Annotated in this window: 13 protein-coding genes and 1 pseudogene; 8 read left to right on the forward strand and 6 right to left on the reverse strand. The window is 62.7% G+C overall.

Annotated features, from left to right (window positions below; all coding sequences use genetic code 11):
- Nucleotides 1-25: 25 nt before the first annotated feature.
- Both VIO10_RS08310 and priA read right to left on the reverse strand, forming a co-directional pair.
- Nucleotides 26-970: an alpha/beta hydrolase gene (locus VIO10_RS08310; RefSeq protein WP_331962178.1), complete on the reverse strand. Its 945-nt coding sequence runs from the start codon at nt 968-970 to the stop codon at nt 26-28.
- 4 nt (nt 971-974) lie between these two features.
- The gene (gene priA, locus VIO10_RS08315; protein ID WP_331962181.1) at nt 975-3,455 is read right to left on the reverse strand and encodes a replication restart helicase PriA; all 2,481 of its coding nucleotides are present in this window, start codon (nt 3,453-3,455) and stop codon (nt 975-977) included.
- Between the two features lie 199 nt (nt 3,456-3,654).
- On the opposite strand from priA, the gene aroC reads away from it, so the two are divergent.
- From aroC to VIO10_RS08335, 4 genes are all read left to right on the forward strand, one after another.
- Entirely contained in the window at nt 3,655-4,821 is a 1,167-nt protein-coding gene (gene aroC, locus VIO10_RS08320) for a chorismate synthase (protein ID WP_331962184.1), read from the forward strand.
- A gap of 58 nt (nt 4,822-4,879) precedes the next feature.
- Entirely contained in the window at nt 4,880-5,473 is a 594-nt protein-coding gene (locus VIO10_RS08325) for a shikimate kinase (protein ID WP_331962187.1), read from the forward strand.
- 50 nt (nt 5,474-5,523) lie between these two features.
- Nucleotides 5,524-6,552 (forward strand): 3-dehydroquinate synthase, encoded by a 1,029-nt coding sequence (gene aroB / locus VIO10_RS08330; RefSeq protein ID WP_331962190.1) that lies wholly within the window; start codon nt 5,524-5,526, stop codon nt 6,550-6,552.
- A gap of 207 nt (nt 6,553-6,759) precedes the next feature.
- A complete protein-coding gene (locus VIO10_RS08335) occupies nt 6,760-6,990 on the forward strand; it encodes a helix-turn-helix domain-containing protein (protein WP_331962193.1) in 231 nt (76 codons plus the stop codon).
- A 207-nt stretch (nt 6,991-7,197) separates the two neighbouring features.
- Here VIO10_RS08335 and lspA read toward each other — a convergent pair whose 3' ends face one another.
- Together lspA and ileS are read right to left on the reverse strand one after the other, a co-directional pair.
- The gene (gene lspA / locus VIO10_RS08340; RefSeq protein ID WP_331962196.1) at nt 7,198-7,785 is read right to left on the reverse strand and encodes a signal peptidase II; all 588 of its coding nucleotides are present in this window, start codon (nt 7,783-7,785) and stop codon (nt 7,198-7,200) included.
- Nucleotides 7,786-7,788: 3 nt separating this feature from the next.
- Complete coding sequence (ileS, locus tag VIO10_RS08345; RefSeq protein WP_331962199.1) at nt 7,789-10,674, reverse strand: isoleucine--tRNA ligase; 2,886 nt, start codon at nt 10,672-10,674, stop codon at nt 7,789-7,791.
- A gap of 216 nt (nt 10,675-10,890) precedes the next feature.
- Between ileS and VIO10_RS08350 the strand changes: the two genes are divergently transcribed.
- The 4 genes and pseudogenes from VIO10_RS08350 to VIO10_RS08365 form a co-directional block, all read left to right on the forward strand.
- Nucleotides 10,891-11,193, forward strand: a complete 303-nt coding sequence (locus VIO10_RS08350; RefSeq protein ID WP_331962202.1) for a hypothetical protein — start codon at nt 10,891-10,893, stop codon at nt 11,191-11,193.
- Complete coding sequence (locus VIO10_RS08355) at nt 11,190-12,395, forward strand: CoA transferase (RefSeq protein ID WP_331962204.1); 1,206 nt, start codon at nt 11,190-11,192, stop codon at nt 12,393-12,395. The genes VIO10_RS08350 and VIO10_RS08355 overlap by 4 nt, the downstream gene beginning before the upstream one ends.
- A complete protein-coding gene (locus tag VIO10_RS08360; protein WP_331962206.1) occupies nt 12,395-13,600 on the forward strand; it encodes a CoA transferase in 1,206 nt (401 codons plus the stop codon). Before VIO10_RS08355 ends, VIO10_RS08360 begins: the two co-directional genes overlap by 1 nt.
- Before the next feature lie 126 nt (nt 13,601-13,726).
- Nucleotides 13,727-14,782 (forward strand): annotated as a pseudogene (locus VIO10_RS08365) (YifB family Mg chelatase-like AAA ATPase); the annotation flags it as partial.
- Here the strand turns inward: VIO10_RS08365 and VIO10_RS08370 are convergent.
- Together VIO10_RS08370 and VIO10_RS08375 are read right to left on the reverse strand one after the other, a co-directional pair.
- Entirely contained in the window at nt 14,739-16,280 is a 1,542-nt protein-coding gene (locus VIO10_RS08370) for a recombinase family protein (RefSeq protein ID WP_414645322.1), read from the reverse strand. The pseudogene VIO10_RS08365 and the gene VIO10_RS08370 overlap by 44 nt on opposite strands.
- 220 nt (nt 16,281-16,500) lie before the next feature.
- Nucleotides 16,501-17,838 carry a hypothetical protein gene (locus tag VIO10_RS08375; RefSeq protein WP_331962214.1) on the reverse strand — a complete coding sequence of 446 codons (1,338 nt, stop codon included), beginning with the start codon at nt 17,836-17,838 and terminating at the stop codon, nt 16,501-16,503.
- Nucleotides 17,839-17,962: the final 124 nt, after the last annotated feature.

Consider the following 17,962-nt stretch of genomic DNA (forward strand, 5'->3'; position numbering starts at 1 on the left):
GTGGATACCGGATTTTACAAATCTATCAAAGGGCAACTGGCGCGGCGAGTCCGAGCGGCGCAAGAAACGATTCCACTGCGCGGATGCACTCGGCGGGACGCTCGATTTGAAGAAAATGCGAGGTCCCCGCGATCGCTTCGTACGCCAGTCCCAGCTCCTCGGCCATCGCGCGCCCGATCAGCGCCGGCGCCATCACGTCTTCCAGCGTCGGATCTCCGCACACGAGTTTTACCGGCGCCGGGCAATGCGCCATCTGCGGCCACAGATCCGGGTTCGCAGCGCTGGAAAAAACCTGCGCCTCATATTCGCGCGGGCACGCAAGAATCCAGTCGCCGCTCGCGCGATCGTGGCGCAGCGTCGCCCGCGCCATCAGTTCGTAAGCTTCCGGCACCCATCTTTTGAAGCGCTTGGCGAACTGCCTAGCCAGCTCCATCGGATCCTTGTAGCGCTCGGGGCGCCGCGCCGCGCGCGAGGCGAGCGATTCCTTGTCGGAATACTGCAGGTACTGGATTGGATGCCCTTGGCGCGGATAAACCGGCGGATCGAACAGCACCAGCGCGTCGAATCGCGGTCCATGCTTGAGCGCATGCATCGCAGCCGTGACGCCCGACAGCGAATGAAACAGCCCGGCGGCAGGCTTGGCGCCAAGCTCGCGATTAATCGCGTGCCAGACTGCGTCCATATCGGCGACGAAGTTTTGCCACGTATGCCCTTGCGCGCTGTGCAACGGGTTGTGCCCGTGATTGCGGAAATCGAAGACGATCACTTCGTAACGCTCGCGCAACGGTCCCCAGAATGGAAAATATCCGTCGATCGCAAGCCCGTTGCCGTGACTGAGCACCAGGCGCGGCGCGCCGGGGATGCCGTGCTGGCGGACGTGGATCGTCGCGCCGTCCTTCATCTTCACATCGAAGGCGTGATGCGCGCGCGGCACATGATGCATCGGTTGATGCTCGTTCGTCTCGTTCATTCGTTCACAGCATCCTTACCGGATCGATGTCGATCGCAAGAAAAACGCCGTCGCGCTCTGCCGACGGTCCAACTTCGGCGCGCATTGCGGCGATCGCCGCGCGCATCGGTTTTAATTCGCGCGATTTTACCATCACCTGCCAGCGGTAGCGCTGCTTGATCCGTTCGATCGGCGCAGGCGCCGGCCCCAGCACGCGGATTCCCTCCGGGGTCGAAGCCGTAGCCAGCGATTTGGCGACCGCCTCGGCCGTGCGCCTGACCAGGCGCGGCTCCGCGCCCTCGATTCGCACCATCGCGAGGCGCGCAAACGGCGGATACATAAGGTCGCGGCGCAGTTGCAACTCGCGCCGCATGAAGCGCGCGTAGTCCTGATCCCTGGCGGCGCGGATGCTGTAGTGATTGGGCGCGTAGGTCTGAATGATCACGCGGCCCGGACGCTCGCCGCGTCCCGCGCGTCCCGCGACCTGTGTCAACAATTGAAACGTTCGCTCGGCGGAGCGGAAGTCGGGCATGTTCAGCGCCAAATCGGCGTTTACCACCGCGGCCAGCGTGACGCCGGGAAAATCGAAACCCTTGGTGATCATCTGCGTACCGACCAGGATATCTATTTCACCCGCGCGAAGCTCGGCCAGCATCCGCGCACGCGCTCCGCGCAGACTGCTGGTGTCGGAGTCCATTCTTTCGATCCTCGCCGCCGGCATCATCTCCGCCAACGCCTGCGTGAGTCTCTCGGTGCCGAAGCCCTGGCCCTTGAGCCCGTAGCCATGGCATTCGGGGCAGGTGTCGGGCGCCGCCGTATGATTGTTGCAGTAATGGCATCGGAGCGAGCGGTCGCGCATATGAAACGTCATGCTGACGCTGCAGTTCGGGCACGCGATCACGTTGCCGCAGATATGGCATTGCAGAAAATTGTGAAACCCGCGGCGGTTGAGGAAGACCATGCTCTGGCCGCCCGACGCGAGATTTTCGCGCAGCGCGGCGGCCAACGCCGCCGAGAGCGGCACCGCATCCGGAACTTCCGCCGCTTGAGGCTTCGGCTGTGCCGGTCCCGCTCCATTTGCGGGCTTGGCCGCCGCAAGCCTGCGCGCGTCGGCGACTTCGCGCCGCATATCGACGACTTCGACCGATGCCATCGCGCGATCGTTCACCCGCCGCGAGAGCCGGATCAGCCGGTACCGTCCGCGCCGCGAATTCGCATACGACTCGCTCGACGGGGTCGCCGAGCCGAGCACGATGGGGCAATTCGAAAATCCGGCGAGCGCGACCGCGAGGTCGCGTGCGTGATAGTAAATGCCTTCCTCATTTTTGTACGAAGCGTCATGCTCCTCGTCAACGACGATCAACCCGGCGTCGTGAATCGGCGCAAAGATCACCGAGCGCGGACCGATCATCACTCGCGCCTGCCCGCCAATCGCCGCCATCCAGCTCGCCCATCGCTCCGACACGCTCTGCGCGCTGTGGGCGATGCCAACCAGCGAACCGAAACGCGCGCGAAACGATCGCACGATCTCGTCGGCGAGCGCGATCTCGGGCACCAGGATCAAAACGTTTCGCCCGGCCGCGAGCGCGCGCGCGGCAAGCTTAAGGTAAATTTCGGTCTTGCCGCTGGCGGTGACACCCCAGAGCAAAAACGCTTCGTAGCGCCGGTGCTCGATGGCCGGTGAAATCGCATCCAGCGCGACTTGCTGCTCAACGGTGAGGTCGAACTCGGCCGCCGCGACATTATGGGTTATCGCGCCGGGCGCCGCCTCGATCGCGATCAACCCGCGACGGGCGAGGCTCTTCAACGCCGCGCTCGCGCCGTCGATTTCAGCCTTCAGATCCGCGATGCGCGCGCCTGCGGCGCCGGCGTTGGCGATCGCACTGAGCACTTCACGCTGCTTCGAGCCGCGAACGCCCTCGATGCTTGCGCATCCGGCGAGTCGCGCGATCGAATCCGCGGTATCGCGATGCCTCCCCGTGGCAGCGTCGCGGCGCTCGAGGGTGCCGTCCGCGACGAAGCGGGCGATGGTGGCGCGCACCTCGCCGGGCGGGCCGATTTTCTCAAGGCTGCGCGTGGTTGCCGCGCGCTTGGCGATCGTCTCGATAATCGCGCGCTCGACTCGCGTGAACGCGGCGCGCGCCAACTGGTCGGGGGGAGTCGCGAGCCGGTACGCGGTCCTCGACTCGACCCGCGCGACCGCGGGAATCACGATCCGGTACGCGTCCGCAATCGAAACCATGTAGTAAGACGCGAGGAACTCCATCAACTGCAGATGCGCGCGATCGAACAGCGGCCGCGGCTCGAGGACTTCGAGGATGGGCTTCAGTTGTCCGGCCGAAAGGTGCTCGCCGACCTGCGTGACCACTCCCGTCAGCTTGCGCGAGCGCAGCGGCGCGAGCACGCGATGCCCCGGCTGGATGCGCCCGTCGAGCGCCGGCGGAATCGAATACGTCAGCGTTTCGAATCCGCGCGTTGCGCCGACGATCACAACATTTGCCTGCATCCTGACTCTCTGTGCGCCGCGCCCAAACCGGCCGCGCGCATGCAACTTACACCCCGCGCGAGCGATGCGGCGAACCGCCAGGCTGCCGAGTCCCAGCTTTGCCCGATCGATCCACCGCTTTCGCGGGCGCGTCCAGTCTGGTTGAATCGGGTGATGGAGGCCCGCCCGAACGAATACGCGCGGGAGGCGAGACAAACCGATGCTGCGATTTTTGACTGCCGGTGAATCGCACGGCCCAGAGCTGGTCGCGACGGTCGAAGGCGTGCCCGCCGGCTTCGACATCGACCTTGCCGCGATCAACGCCGATCTCGCACGCCGCCAAAAGGGCTACGGCCGCGGCGGCCGAATGCTGATCGAAAAGGACGAAGTGCGGCCGGTTTCCGGCATCCGCTTCGGCAAATCGCTCGGCAGTCCGATCACGTTCATCATCGAGAATCGCGACTTCAAGAATTGGGTCAAGCGGATGTCCGCCGATCCCAAGGATCGCGCCGAGGCGGACGTCGTCACGCGCGCGCGGCCCGGCCATGCCGACCTGGCGGGCGTGCTCAAATACAATCTCGAAGATATCCGCGACGTGCTCGAACGAGCTTCCGCGCGCGAAACCACTGCGCGCGTGGCGATCGGCGCCCTGGCAAAGCAAATTCTTTCGCCGTTTGGAATCGACGTGCTCGGCTACGTGGCGAGCATCGGCGCGACCGAGGCCAATACTCCTGCCGCGCTGAGCATCGAAGAGCTGCGCCGCATCACGGAAGCATCGCCAGTGCGCGTGGGGGACCCCGACGCCGAAGGTAAAATAATCGCCGAAATCGACGAGTGCAAAAAGACCGGCGACACGCTCGGCGGCATCGTCGAGGTGATTGCGACTGGACTTCCGGTCGGGCTCGGCAGTCACGTCCAATGGGATCGCAAACTCGACGGACGCCTCGCGTTCGCGCTGCTCAGCGTGCAGGCCGTCAAAGGCGTCGAGTTCGGGCTGGGCTTCAAGGCGGGTCGGATGCGCGGCTCCGAACTTCACGACGAAATCGGATACGACGCCGCCGGTCGCCGCTTCACCCGCCATTCCAACAATTCCGGCGGCACCGAGGGCGGCATGAGCACCGGCGAGCCGATCCGCGTCCGCGTCGCGTTCAAGCCGCTGTCGACGCTGATGCGGCCGCTGCGCTCGGTCGATATCAAAACCAAGGCGGAAGCAGTCGGCGCGATCGAGCGCTCGGATGTATGCGCGATTCCCGCCGCCGCGGTCATCGCGGAATCGGTGGTCGCGTTCGAACTTGCGGCGGCTTTCCTCGAAAAGTTTGGCGGCGATTCAATCGTCGAGATTACGCGCAACTTCAAAGGCTTTCTCGAACAGGTCCGCAACTACTGAAGCGGCGGGCGCGCCGGACCTTGAAAACGCGCGCGCCTGGATCCGCGCTGCAACGCAAATGACGCCCAAACTGATCCTCACCGGATTCATGGCCACCGGGAAAAGCTCGGTCGGCCCGCTGGTCGCGCGCCGGCTCGGATGGAAATTCGTGGACGTTGACGCGGTCATTGCCGTGCAGGCTGGAAAATCAATCGCGCAAATCTTCGCCGAGCATGGCGAGGCTGACTTCCGCCGGCTCGAACGCGAAGTGGTCGCGCACCTGACCGGCGATCGCCGGCGATGTCCCCAGTGCCACGGGCTGCGTCCCGAAGTGATTTCGACCGGCGGCGGCGTACTGCTCGACGAATCAAATTGCGCGGCGCTCAAGCGCGCCGGCGTGATCGTGTGCCTCACGGCGCGGCCCGAAGTCGTCGCAGCGCGCGTCGAGCGGTCGAAAAGCAGGCGCCCGAAATTGACCGAGGGCGGAAAATCCACTTTGGCTCGAATCAAAGAGCTGATGGCCGAGCGGGCGGACGCCTACGCTCGCGCCGATGTCCAAATCGACACCTCCGATCTCACAGTCGATCAACTCGCCGATCATGTGATCGCGGCCTTCGCCGCACACGCGGCGCGACGATGCGTGCCGTCGGCGGATGGCGTACGATCCGCATAGAGATGCGCACCATCCGCATAGAGCTCGGGCCCGCGTCGCATAACGCTCATGTGGGCGCGGGAATTCTGGACCGGCTGGGCAAGCTGGCATGCGACGCCGGACTAAAGCCCGGTTCATGCGCCGTCGTCACGGACTCGACGGTCGAAAAACTCTACGCCGCGCGCGTCGAGGACACGCTTGGCAAAAGCGGCTTCGCAACCGCCGTAATTTCGGTGCCGCCCGGCGAAGCCTCCAAATCTCTGCCGACGCTCGAGCTTCTCTACGATCGGATGACTGAGATCGGGCTTGATCGCAACAGCGTTGTGTTCGCGCTTGGTGGCGGCGTCGTTGGCGATCTCGCTGGATTTGCGGCTGCGACCTTTCTGCGCGGCGTAGCGCTCGTACAAGTGCCGACCACGGTGGTGGCGCAAGTGGATTCCGCGCTCGGCGGCAAGACCGCGGTCAACCATCGCCACGCCAAAAACCTGATCGGCGCGTTCCACCAGCCGCGGCTGATTGTCGCCGACGTGACTGCGCTTGCAACGCTGGCCGACCGCGAGTTTCGCGAGGGCCTGGCCGAAGTCATCAAGTATGGCGCAATCATGGATGCGCCGATGATCGCGGACCTGGAACGCGACCTCGATTCGATCCTTGCCCGCCGGCCCGATCTGCTCGAGCAAGTCGTCGCGCGATCGCTGATGCACAAAGCCGCCGTCGTCGGCGTCGACGAGCGCGAAAGCGATCTCCGCAAAACCCTGAATTTCGGCCACACCATCGGTCACGCGATCGAAGCGAGTGCTGGTTACGGCGGCTACTTTCACGGTGAGGCGGTCGCGATCGGGATGGTCGCGGCGGCCCGGCTGTCCTGCTCGTATGCCGGCTTCTCAGCCGACGAAGCGTCGCGTCTGCAGCGTCTGATCGAGCGTGCCGGCTTGCCAACTGCGATGCCTCCCGGATGGCACGGCGACGACTTTATCCGCGCGCTTAGTCTCGACAAGAAACGCGCCGCTGGCGCGGTCGAATTCGTGCTGCTCGACCGCCTGGGTCATTCGATGACCAAGAGCCTCTCGATTGACGAGATCGTCGCACCTCTGCTCTGACTGTCCGGCCAAGTCCGGCTGCGGTCCTGAGACTCTTAACAGGTAGCGTTCTTCAGATAACTAATTGTGACGAAAATTCCGCTTGAATGCTTGGCATTTCTATGATGAGTTTAGTATCTACTAAATAGCGTACGCCGGGCTGGTTCAACCCGTGCCTAGTTAAGGGCCGGGAAGACGAAGTAAATGCGCGTAACGAAGAGGGCTGACATGGATCGATTCGATGAAATGAAGAGCAGTGTCCTGACGGTGCAGGAAGTATCAACCTACCTCCGGGTGCATTCGTCCACGGTTTACCGGATGCTGAAGAAAAATCAGCTTCCTGCTTTCCGCGTCGGCAGCGACTGGCGGTTTACCGTCGAGGCAATCGACAAATGGCGCGCCGCGGTAGAGTCCGGCGCCCCGCTTCCCACGAGCCACCACGAACTGAGTTCAAAGTAGCTGGATCACCCGGCTGGACGAAAATCGACGCGCCGGCCGGCTAATTCTGGAAATACCGGCGCGGATTTTCCACCAGGATCGCACGAATCTTCGCCTTTCTGCGCCCGCTCGCTTCAGCGCCGCCACGATATTTTTAAACACGCGGGTCGGCGTCCAGTCGCCCGCCGCGGCGGCGCCCTGAAATGCGTCGAACCGGGATTTAGCTGTTTAGCTGGAATGATTTGGCTTGGGCTCGGCGTCGCCGCCAAACAACGACGCGAGGATGATCAGCGCGACGCCAATGGTGATCGCGCTGTCCGCGACGTTGAACACCGGGTAGTTCAGGTCGTAGTAATGCGCGCGCACAAAGTCGATCACGCGGCCGTCGCGAGTTGCACGATCGATCAGGTTTCCCGCAGCGCCGGCCAGGATCAGCGCGAACGCAACCGAATTGATAGTCACGCGCTCCGATCGCGCTATCAATACGATCAGCACAATTATCGCCGCGCACGACATCGACAGCAGAAACGCTCGACGGACCCACGGCGGCGCGTCAGCCAGCATGCTGAACGCCGCGCCGGGATTCAGCGTGTACGTGATGTCCAGGTAGTTCGGGACAATCGCGATGCTTTCATACAGCGCCATGTGCGCCTTGACGAACAGTTTGGTTGCCTGATCGAGCAGGATGATCGGAATCGTGATAGCGCCGATCAAAAGCAGGAACGGCTTGCGCGGCGTCCGGCCGGCTGATTCTTTGCCCGCTCCTTGCCCAGGTACAGGGCTGGGAAGAGGCTTGACGCTCGATTGTTCCTGCAACGGCTACGCCCCCACCACCGCGCGGCATCTTGCGTCCAACGGATGATCGCTGCCGTCATCGAAGTACTTCCAGCATCGCGCACACTTCACCCCGGACGCGTGACGCCCAAGTAGCGTGATTGCGGGATTCGCGGCGGCTCGGGCGAAGCTGCCATCGACGGCGAAGTCCTCGCGGCCGCCGGCTTGCCGCCTGATCTCGGCTGCTTCCGCGTCGCCCAGAATCGCAACCTCCGAGACTATGAACAAGTCCCTCAGCTCGTCGCGATACTGCCTGATCGTTTGGGCAAGTCCGCTCTCAGAGCCATCGTCAGCTCCCAGGCTGATTGCAGCGTCGAGTGGCGCGCCGATCGTCCCCGCCTTGCGCATCGCCTCGAGCAGCTTGAGCGCCTCCTCGCGAATCCTGAGCAACGGCGCCCATCGCGACACCAGTTCTGTGTCATTCCATGAACTCAAATCGTTCAGCGTGAGCAAGTGCACGCTCGGTTCCTTCTTGCCCGGCAGATACGAGTAAACTTCCTCGGCGGTGAACGGAATCAGCGGCGCGAGCATCCTGAGCAGCGCGTCGAGAATCGTGAACAGCGCGGTCTGCGCCGACCGTCGCTCGCGCGATTTCTCCGCCGAACAGTAGAGCCGATCGCGCGCGACATCGACGTACGTCGCACTCAGATCTACGACTATGAACTGAGAGAGCGTCCTGTAGGCGGTCTGGAAATCGAACTTTTCGTAACACTTCCTTACTGCTTCATCCACCTGAGAAAACACGGCGAGGATATAGCGATCAAATTCAAGCAGGTCGGAGATTTCAACCGCGTCGCGCGCGGGATCGAAGTCAGCCAGGTTGCCCAGCACGAACCGGCAGGTGTTGCGAATCTTTCGATACGACTCCGACACCGCGCTGAAAATCGTCTGGCCGAGCGTGATATCGGCGGTGTAGTCGAGCGACGCGTACACCAGTCGCAGCACGTCGGCCCCCATCCGTCCGACCGCGTCGACGGCGTCCTCCGAGTTGCCGAGCGACTTGGACATCTTGCGGCCCCGCTCATCCACCGTCAGTCCATGGCTGATTACGCTCTTGAACGGCGCCGCGTCGCGCTCCGACACCGCGCAGACCAGCGACGATCCGAACCATCCGCGCGCCTGTTCCACCGCTTCCAGGTACGCGTCCGCGGGCCAGGCGAGATCAGGGCGCGCGCCAAGCACGGCGGCTTGCGAGGAGCCCGAATCGAACCACACGTCGAGGATGTCTTCTTGCTTGATAAAATCGGCGCCGCCGCACCGCTGGCATTTGAGGCCCGGCGCGACAAAGTCCGCCGCCGGCCGGCTGTACCATGCGTCGGAACCTTCGCGCGCGAAAATTTCCTCGACTCGATCCATCGTCGCAAGCAGCGGCGCGACCTCATCGCATTTCGCGCATCTGACCGCGGGAATCGGCACGCCCCACGCGCGCTGGCGCGAGATGCACCAGTCGGGGCGCGTCTCCGTCATGTTGCGGATCCGATCGCGCGACCATCCGGGATACCATTTCACCTTGTCGATCGCGTCGATCACTTTGACCCGCAGTTGGTTGTGGTCGATGCTCACGAACCATTGCTCGGTCGCAAGAAAGATCAGCGGATTGTGGCATCGCCAGCAATGCGGGTAGCTGTGCGAGAAGTTTTGCGCATGCAGCAGCGCGCCGGCCGCGCGCAGTCTCTCGACGATCGGCTTGTTCGCCTTGAAGACGTTCTGCCCCGCCCATTCTCCGCCCTCCGCCGTGAACACTCCGCCCCCATCGACCGGCGTGAACGGCGTCAGCGCGTAGGCCTTGCCGACCACGAAATCCTCGTAGCCATGTCCCGGCGCGGTATGCACCAGTCCGGTGCCGGCGTCCGCCGTCACGTGCTCGGCGTACATCAGCTTCACGTCGCGCGGGATAAACGGATGCCGAAAGATGTCCTGGCCGTCCAGCGCCTTGAGCGCCTTGGCGCCGAGCGCGATGCGTTTTTCGACTGCCAGCCCGCATTCCTTCTCGAGGTTGCCGGCCAGTCGCGACGCGACCACGTAGTAATGCTCGCCGGCCTTCAACGCGACGTAGTCGAAGGTCGCGTTCAGTGAGATTCCGAGATTCGCCGGCAAAGTCCACGGCGTTGTCGTCCAGATTACGGCCGACAGTTTGCCGGCCTTGTGCGCGGCGTCAAGCTCGGCGCCGTCGCTGCGATCCGCGGCCAGCGCGCCCGCATCCTTGAGGTTCGAATTGAACGCGAACGCCACGTAGATCGACGGCGAAACGTGATCGCGGTACTCGACTTCGGCTTCCGCCAGCGCCGTGCGGCATTCGAAGCACCAATGCACCGGGCGCAATCCCCGATACACGTAGCCGCGCTCGACCATCTTGCGCAGCACGCCGATTTCGGCCGCGTCGTACTCTGGCGCCATCGTGAGATACGGCTTGAACCAATCGCCGATCACTCCCAGCCGCCGGAAGTCCGAGCGCTGCAAGTCGATCCATTTCTCCGCTTCGGCGCGGCACAGCTTGCGCAGCTCGAGCTTGGAAATCGTGCGCGCCTGGTCGCCGAGTTCGCGCGATACCTTGTGCTCGATGGGCATCCCGTGACAGTCCCATCCCGGCACGAACGGGGTGCGATATCCCATCATCGAGCGCGATCGCACCACGAAGTCTTTCAGAATTTTGTTGAGCGCGGTCCCCAGATGCACCCGGCCGTTGGCGTACGGCGGCCCGTCGTGCAGCACCCACAACTGCGCGTCCTTGCGCGCCTCCATCAGGCGCCCGTAAAGGTCGGTCTGGTCCCAATGCTTGAGCATTTCCGGCTCCCGCTTGGGCAGATTCGCCTTCATCGGGAAGTCGGTCTTGGGAAGTTTCAGCGTCGATTTGTAGTCGGTCTCAGCCACGCGCCATGTTGCCCGCGCGCCCGTGCGCGCGCGATCTCCTTCGCATTTTTCAAGAATTGAGCGTCCGACCAGATTAACTTACGCCGCGCTCGCTGGCGAGTATCGAGCGCGGCCGCGCATCGGCGATGCCCCTGCCTGTTTGAATCCCGCCGCCAGTCTCCATATCATCTCTCGCGCACGATTGAAGCATCGAATCGCAAATCAATAGAAAAAATCATGGGACTCAGAAAAGTAACTCTGTTCGATAAAGAAGGCACCACCCTCGTTCCCGTGAACGAGGACGGTCAGGCGAAACCCGCCGTGATGGGCGTGCGATGGGTCAATCCCATCACCTTCGAAACCATTCGCGTGCGCGGCGGCAAACGCACCGGCCCCAGGAACGAAGTCCTGATGGAAGTTCCCGCGACGCTCGACACCGGTGCGTTCGCAATCGAGGACTTGCCCCCGCCCAAGGTCAAGCAAAAGCTCGCGCAAATCGAAAAGTCCGCCGGCGCGGGGAAATCGGCGAAGAAACCATGACCGAGCCGGGTGCGCTCGCGGGCCTGCGCGTGCTCGACCTGACCGGCCATCGCGCACAATTTTGCGCGCGGCTGCTGGCCGACATGGGCGCCGACGTGATCAAAGTCGAACCGCCCGCCGGTGACGACGCGCGCCGCATCGGTCCCTTCCTCGACGACCTCCCGCATCTCGACCGCAGCCTGTTCTTCTGGTTCTACAATCTCAACAAGCGCTCCCTCACGCTCGATCTCAACCATTCCCGCGGCGCCGACATCCTGCTCCAGCTCGCCCGCTCGGCCGATGTCGTCATCGAGAGCTACGCGCCGGGCACGCTGGACCGGCTCGGCCTGGGCTGGGATACGCTCCATCGCGAGAACCCCGCGCTGGTCCTGTGCTCGATTGCGCCCTTCGGCCAGACCGGCCCTTATCGCGACTTCATCGCCGATGACACCGTGCTGACCGCATTGGGCGGGATGCTCTACATCAATGGCTTCCCCAATCACGCTCCGGTTCGTCCGCTCGGTCTGCAGGCTTATCATTCGTCGGCTTACTACGGCGCGATCGCCGTGATGCTTGCGCTGCTCGCGCGCGATCGCACCGCTGAAGGCAATTGGATCGACCTCAGCATGCAGGAGGCCACCGCGGCCGCCGTCGAGCATGTCGCCGGCGCATTTTTCGAGCGCGGCGAGGCCGAGCCGCGCCGCGGCACGCTGCATTGGAGCCGTTTCTTTCGCGTCGGCAAATGCCGTGACGGGTACATCATGCATTGCACGCTCGGCGACTGGACCTCGCTCATCGAATGGGTCAAGTCCGACGGCAAGGCCGGCGATCTCGACGCGCCCGACTATGAGCAGGTGATGTATCGCTATCTCATGGCCGAGCATCTGTTCGACGTGCTCGACGATTGGGTCAAGGACTATCCGCGCGACGAGCTGCTCGAGCGCGCGCAGCTTCTGCGCCAGCCCTACGCGACCGTTCGCCCGCCCGAGGCGTTGTTCGACGACGACCAGCTCGCCGAGCGCGGCTACTTCGTCGAGGTCGAGCATCCCGAGCTCGGGCGCAAGTTCCGCTATCCGGGCGCGCCGTATCTTTTCAACGGCACGCCGTGGCGGGTATCGCGCCGGCCGCCGCTGATCGGAGAGCATACCGGCGAGATTTTGCGCGACGAACTCGGGGTGGCTCCCCAAGCGCTGGCCGCGCTCTTCGCCGAAGGAGTGATCTGATGATGCTGGCGATGCCGCTGGACGGCGTCCGCATCCTCGATTTCACCTGGGTCGTCGCCGGCCCGGTCGCGACGCGCATCCTCGCCGACCACGGCGCGGAGGTCATCAAGGTCGAGCGCAAGGAGCCGCCGCAACTCGGCAATCGCAAGCTCGGCCTCCAATGCGACCTCAATCGCGGCAAACTTTCGGTCGCGCTCAACATGCAGCACCCGCGCGGCGTCGAACTCGCCCGCCGCCTCGCCGCCAAAAGCGACGTCGTGATGGACAATTTTTCCGCCCGCGTGATGCGCAGTTGGGGGATGGACTACGAAAGTCTCGCCGCCGTCAAGCCCGACATCATCTGCATCAGCATGTCCGGCCTGGGCCACACCGGCCCGCGCTCCAGCTACGTCAGCTACGGACCGACCCTGCAAGCCCTGACCGGCTTCACCATGCTGATGGCCGAAGCCGACGGCACGCCCGCCGGCTACGGCTATTCGTACGCCGACACCTGCGGCGGTTACACGGGCGCACTCGCGGCGCTCATCGCCCTTTGGAATCGCCACCGCACCGGCCGCGGCCAGTTCGTGGATCTCTCGCAGTTCGAGGCCGTCACCAGCGTGATCGGTCCCGCGCTGCTGGACATCTCCGCCAACGGCCGGACGCAGCCGGCGCCCGGCTACAATTCCCAGGAAGGCCCCGCCGCACCGCACGGCGTTTACAAATGCCGCCCGCTTGACGGCGACGACGACCGATGGGTCGCGATTGCGGTGCGCACCGGCCCCGAGTGGCGCCGATTCGTCACCGCGATTGGCTCTCCATCGTGGGCGAGCGATCCGCAGTTCCGCACGCTCTACCTGCGCATGCACAATAGCGCCGAGCTCGACGCCAACGTTTCACGCTGGACCGCGGAGCACAGCGCCGAAGACGCGATGGCGATCCTCCAACGCGCCGGCATCGCCGCCGGCGTCGTCGAAAACGGCATCGATCTCTGCGCGCGCGATCCTCAACTGAAAGAGCGCGGCTTCTGGCCCGCCGTCGCAACCGGAAGGGGCACGACGACTAACGTCACCGGCATCCCGTTCAAGCTTTCCGGCGGGTCGGGAAAAGTTCGCTCGATCGCGCCCGAAGTCGGCGAGAATTTCGACTACGTGCTCGGCGAGTTGCTCGGCCTGGGCCGCGCACAGCGCGATGAATTGGTCGCCGCTGGCGCCGTCTGGCCCTGACCGCTCGCGAATCCTTGTTACCCAGGTAACAATGTCCCCCAAATAACGCGCATCGCTCGCAGCCCCTCATTGCGCTAGTGTCAGCGACACTGGCTGTTAACAGTAAACGGCTGGTCGGGGCAATTATTGCACGCAAGCGTAATATCGAGCGCGTTGGTTGGCGTTGACGCGTTCCCGGTCGAAGTCGAAATCGACATCGGCGCCGGGATGCCGCCGCATCGTCTGGTCGGCCTGGCCGAGGGCGCGGTCAAAGAGGCGCTCGATCGGGTCAAGTCGGCGCTGAAGAATTCCGGCTTCGATTTCCCCACCCGCAAGATGACCATCAACCTCGCGCCCGCCGACACGCGCAAGGAAGGCTCGGCGTTCGATCTTCCACTGGCGCTTGGAATCCTCGCCGCACAAAACGTGTTGAAAGATCGCCAGCGCCTGCGCGCCTATCTGGTGCTGGGCGAACTCGCGCTCGACGGCCGTATCAAAGGCATCAGGGGCGCGCTGCCGACCGCGCTGCTCGCGCGCTCGGCCAGGTTCGCGGGTGTGATGCTGCCGCGCGAGAATGCGTCCGAGGCATCGGTCGTCGGCGAGGGCACGGCAGTGCTGGGCGTCGAGAGCCTGCGCGAGGCTTTCGAATTCTTCGAGGGCCTGCGTCCGCTCCAATCCGCGCCCTCCGATCTCAGCGCCGCGTTCGGCGCGGCAAATGTTTACGACGTCGATTTCAGCGAGGTCAAAGGCCAGGAGCAGGCCAAGCGCGCGCTCGAAGTCGCCGCCGCCGGCGGTCATAACGTCCTGATGATTGGGCCGCCCGGCTCGGGCAAGACGATGCTCGCCAAGCGCCTGCCCTCGATTCTGCCCTCGATGACCTTCGAGGAGGCCATCGAAACCACCAAGGTGCACTCCGTGATGGGCCTGATGGACGGCCGCGCGCTCATCGCCACGCGCCCCTTCCGCTCTCCCCATCACACCATTTCCGACGCCGGCCTCATCGGCGGCGGCTCGATTCCGCGCCCCGGCGAGGTCAGCCTTGCCCATCACGGCGTCCTGTTCCTCGACGAATTGCCCGAGTTCCGCAAGAACGTGCTCGAAGTCCTGCGCCAGCCGCTCGAGGATGCGCGCATCACCATCTCGCGCGTGATGGGCACGCTCACTTTTCCCGCCTCCGTGATGCTGGTGGCCGCGATGAACCCGTGAGGTTGCGTTGCTTTTCAGCCATGAATTCAGAAGACGAAGGCAGATAACAGAGGTCGATTGTGATGTCGTCTTTGCCGATGGTGATTTTTTCGGTGATGGTCTCGATGATACGGCGTTTTTCGTCGTTCCTGAGGTCCGGCCAGCGGGCATAGAGGTCCTTGGCTTCGGTCAGGATTTCATCGCTCGACAGGGCTCGGATTTTGAGGAAATCCAGTTCTCCCTGCAACTCGGGTATCTGTTGGGAAATCTGTTTGAAGCGTTCTTCGAGCGGGTGGTATTCGCTCGAAAATCCGTCGCTTGAAATCTTCTCGTCGAGGTAGAGGCGCATCACCCGGTCCATCTCGGCACGGGCTTTGTTGCGGTTTTCGTCGAGGGACGCAAGCAGTTGCTGTTTCTCGACGATCTTCTCGTCGGCCTGAGCAAGGTAGGCCGCGACCTCTGTGGGCGAGAGGACAAAGCCCTGGAGCTGCTCATGGAACACGGCGTCCAGATCCTCGACCGGGATCTTGTTCCGGCAGCCATAGCAGACGTATTTGGGCGTGTTCGAGGGAACGTACATTTTGTGCCCGCAATAACAGTGGACAAGACCGGTAAAGAGATGGACCGGCTTTCGGGCGATTCGCTTGCCGTTCTTGCGGCGCTCTTCGAGAATCAGGTTGCACTGCTCCCAAAGCTCCGCGGATACGACCGGTTCGACCGGGGTGAGCACCCACTCTTCTTTGGGCTTGAGCTTCCAGTGCTTCTTCTCGCCGAGGCTTTTGGTGTAATTGGCGCGGCGGACTCCCTTGGCTGTCGGGTCCCGAAGAAGCCGCTCGATCGTGGTGTCGGTAAAGTGCGAACCGTTTCGGGTGCGATGCCCGGACTCGGTCAGGAGCCGAGCAACGGTCTTCTTGCGGCGATGTTCCAGGAAAAGCTCGTAGATGTGTTTGCGGATGGGCGCTTCATTGGGGTCGGGAACGATCTCTCTGCCTTCCCAGCGGTAGCCAAACGGAGCCGCTCCGCCCAAGGGCTTCCCGAGCTTGGCCCGGATGGGTACCGAAGCAGCCACGCGCGCGGCAATCTCCTCGCGCTCCCACTGGGCCATCGCAGCAATCACCGTGTAGAAAAGCCTGCCGGCGGGACTTGAGGTGTCAATGGACTCCTGCAGGGAGACCAGGTCCGCGCCGGCAGCTTCGAAGAGGTCGGCAAAGTCGAGGAGTTCCCGCGTGTTGCGAGCGAGCCGGGCGAGTTTGGAAAAGATGAGGCCGGAAATGTGGCCGCGCTTGATGTCGGCGATCATGCGCTGGGTCTCGGGATGCTCGCGTACCGATTTCCCGCTCACGGCCTCAAGGTGATAGACCTCCCTGACCTGCCAGCCTTTGGAGTCGGCGTAAAAGCGGGCGCGCTTTTCGTGGTGCTCGGGGCTCTCGCCATGCGCCTGGTCCTCGGTCGAGACCCGGAGCCAGATGCCGACGTGTTTCGCCTGATAGCTGCCTTTGTCCAAGGTGTGCCCCATAGGTCAAATTTTGTCATCAAGTGATGTTTGGCCCTCGAAACGCATTTAGAATACGCTCGTATTTCTACTTGCGGAAATGGGCCTTCATAGGGTGTTTCTCTGTGGAAAACTTTGCTTGACTCTTTGAAGGAGATGATAGAGGATAAAGAGATGACGGCAATGTACGATGGCGGCGCAAGCAGCCACTAAAATCCTCAGGGTTCGGAATCTGCCGATCGGGTCACTTATCTGGCTCACTTGGACGACTCAATAGAGAGCCGGTCCCTCTTGTCGTCCGCGGAAGAATCCTCCACGTGAAGGTGAACTCGCTTCCTTCGAAGGGATAAGCGAGGGGAAATTTCAGCCCATTCTTGAATGGCTTGATGTTGCCTTTGACTCTCTCGCCTTCGAGTCTATTCACGTTGGGATCATCAGACATCGCAACAGTACACTCGCCATCCCCAAAAATGAACGGGGCTCCGTCAGTCGGCACGATGAACACCTCGGCTAAGATCGTCGGATGTTTGACTGTGTACGCGTAGAAATCGCTCTCGCCGGCCGCAGTCTTGTATGCTCCGGGACTGGTTGAAAACCCGGCCTCGTACTCGAGTCTCTCACCTTCTGGGATATTCGCGGGGAAACGTATATCCCAGAGAACTTGCCCCTTAGGATAGTCCTTTCCTTTAAGCGTCATGGCATTGACGTGAGGCCCATCGAGGGACTCGTTTCCGCAGCCATTAGGCAGGCAAATGAAATTAAATCGACAAGAATCCTTGAGTATCTCCCCTTCCACACGGTGGTCTTCCCTGGTGCCATTGAAGCCAGGCCCAAATGACCGGAACGACGAATACGAGGAAAGGGTGGCCTCACCTTTCGCGCCGACCGTTACGCAAAGCCGAACGCTGTCTAATCCCCGGCCGTAGCGGAGTTGCGCCGAGTACTTGAACAGTTTGTCTCGACTCGGTCCCAGCTCGGGCTCACTAGCTGGAAATCGCCCCTTTATGAGACTCCATGCCCAGAGCCCCGGAGCCCCGAACTGGGCTCGCTCTACCCAAATCGCGATATATATTAGCCATCGCGTTGGAGCCCAACCCAAGATCTGTTGAGGCCGCTCTTCGGCGAATAATTTAGCGACCAGCTGCGAAAACCAGAAAACGATCAGCGATGACAAACCGAAAACGAGCGCAACAGCGAATTTCTCCGACGAAAGCGCGGCGGAGAGTCGTGGCCATGCGTCAGCTGACGGCGCGAAAGCTCCAATCCGTTTTACGTCAAAGAACCACTCGGCAAGAAACGTCATAAAGACTATAAGGCTGACCTCGACGACCTGACGACCCGTCAAAAACGCTTGGTGCTGACTCTGGAGGCGAGTCAGAAGATCGCGAACGTTCTGGTCGTCGATCTGTTCGGGATCCTTATCTATCAAAGCCAGCACCGCGACTTCCGCGCCCACCACGAGAAAAAGCGCGCCAATTACAAAAGCAGCAACAGCTAGTCTAAGTATCGAATGCTCGGCGACAGCGTAGCCACACGTCGTCAGCAGAAGCGCGAGTGCGACGACTACTATTGAGCTTCGCATAATATACTTACAAGGGGAAGAGGTCGGCCTGCTGCCAGAAGGCCATGACCAGGGAGGGTCTGCGGCGCATCCGCTTGAGCGCGCGACGCGCGTGCGCGCTCAACTGCGCGAAGGTGTTGGGGCA

It is taken from the genome of Candidatus Binatus sp. (assembly GCF_036567905.1).
GTDB lineage: Bacteria > Desulfobacterota > Binatia > Binatales > Binataceae > Binatus.

What these genes read in the sequence shown, in the direction of transcription:
- VIO10_RS08375 (WP_331962214.1), bottom strand. Translation starts at nt 17,838, where the DNA reads ATGCGAAGCTCAATAGTAGTCGTCGCACTCGCGCTTCTGCTGACGACG.
- priA (WP_331962181.1), bottom strand. Translation starts at nt 3,455, where the DNA reads ATGCAGGCAAATGTTGTGATCGTCGGCGCAACGCGCGGATTCGAAACG.
- VIO10_RS08360 (WP_331962206.1), top strand. Translation starts at nt 12,395, where the DNA reads ATGATGCTGGCGATGCCGCTGGACGGCGTCCGCATCCTCGATTTCACC.
- VIO10_RS08355 (WP_331962204.1), top strand. Translation starts at nt 11,190, where the DNA reads ATGACCGAGCCGGGTGCGCTCGCGGGCCTGCGCGTGCTCGACCTGACC.
- VIO10_RS08350 (WP_331962202.1), top strand. Translation starts at nt 10,891, where the DNA reads ATGGGACTCAGAAAAGTAACTCTGTTCGATAAAGAAGGCACCACCCTC.
- VIO10_RS08310 (WP_331962178.1), bottom strand. Translation starts at nt 970, where the DNA reads ATGAACGAGACGAACGAGCATCAACCGATGCATCATGTGCCGCGCGCG.
- aroC (WP_331962184.1), top strand. Translation starts at nt 3,655, where the DNA reads ATGCTGCGATTTTTGACTGCCGGTGAATCGCACGGCCCAGAGCTGGTC.
- VIO10_RS08335 (WP_331962193.1), top strand. Translation starts at nt 6,760, where the DNA reads ATGGATCGATTCGATGAAATGAAGAGCAGTGTCCTGACGGTGCAGGAA.
- VIO10_RS08325 (WP_331962187.1), top strand. Translation starts at nt 4,880, where the DNA reads ATGACGCCCAAACTGATCCTCACCGGATTCATGGCCACCGGGAAAAGC.
- VIO10_RS08370 (WP_414645322.1), bottom strand. Translation starts at nt 16,280, where the DNA reads ATGGGGCACACCTTGGACAAAGGCAGCTATCAGGCGAAACACGTCGGC.